General features: G+C 64.9%; 2 protein-coding genes. Both read right to left on the reverse strand.

The genetic code is table 11. The annotated features are described in order from the left end of the window. Positions 1-295, reverse strand: a 295-nt coding sequence (locus HMPREF2581_RS33540; RefSeq protein ID WP_256565199.1) for a transcriptional regulator domain-containing protein, incomplete at its 3' end; no start/stop codon positions are given. Between the two features lie 343 nt (positions 296-638). Further along, a partial coding sequence (locus tag HMPREF2581_RS11605; protein WP_070867331.1) for a DUF2958 domain-containing protein occupies positions 639-871 on the reverse strand: 233 nt, incomplete at its 5' end.

Genomic DNA, 871 nt, shown 5'->3' on the forward strand with positions numbered 1-871 from the left:
AGAACTCGAAGGCATGGGCTTCGGGTGGCGGGTCGGCGTCGGGATAGAGCTGCACCACGGCATCGTGGTCAGGGAACCAGGCCGGATGCGCGTCGCGCGCATCCAAGGCTGGGTCTTCCAGCAGGCGCAGGCTCCAAGCCTGCGCCGCGTCCGGCCAGCGGCGACGGCGCAGCCAGTCGCGGCGGTAATCGGGATTCCTGCGCAGGTATTCCCAAGCCAGCGCGGGGCCGTTGAGGTGCAGGACGTAGAGATAGGCGGCTGTCGGATACCAGTGGTCGGCGCTGCGATCAGTCATGGCGAAAGCTCCCTGTGCTTGGGATGCGTCGCCACGATTTCCGCGATGCGGGAGCTATCGAAACGCCATCAGGTCATCATCAAAAACGGTTAAGCTGTAACTGTCGGTGTCAAGACCGTTTGGCTCCGGCGTGTTGGGGAAATCGTCTGAATGCGACGGCTGCGCCACCCGGAAATGGTGCGCGGCACCGGATACCGTGCCGCAGCCCGCGCCAAAGATCAGGACTGTTTGCGTCAGACTGGCATCGCTTCAGTGCATCAATGCCGATTCAGACCTACCCGGTCTTGACCAGGACTGAAATAGTCACAGTGCGCCCCGGCTGGCCGTGCCGCGCTGGCGTTCATCAGTCCGTGATCGCGTCATTCTCCTGCGCCAGCCGGACGTACTCCGACAGCGGGCGCACCGCCTGGAAATACCGATCCCGCCGCACCGGCAACTTGCGCGGCCCGACGATGCCGGCCAGGTCGGACAGCCTGACCGTCCCCAGCGAGGGCATGCCGATGCCGAGGTCGATCAGGCCATAGGCCGTATCGCCATCGGCGGGGTCGAGCGACACCAGCAGCCAGGTCACATGCG

This window comes from Pseudomonas sp. HMSC057H01 (assembly GCF_001836405.1).
GTDB classification, from domain to species: Bacteria; Pseudomonadota; Gammaproteobacteria; order Pseudomonadales; family Pseudomonadaceae; genus Pseudomonas; species Pseudomonas aeruginosa.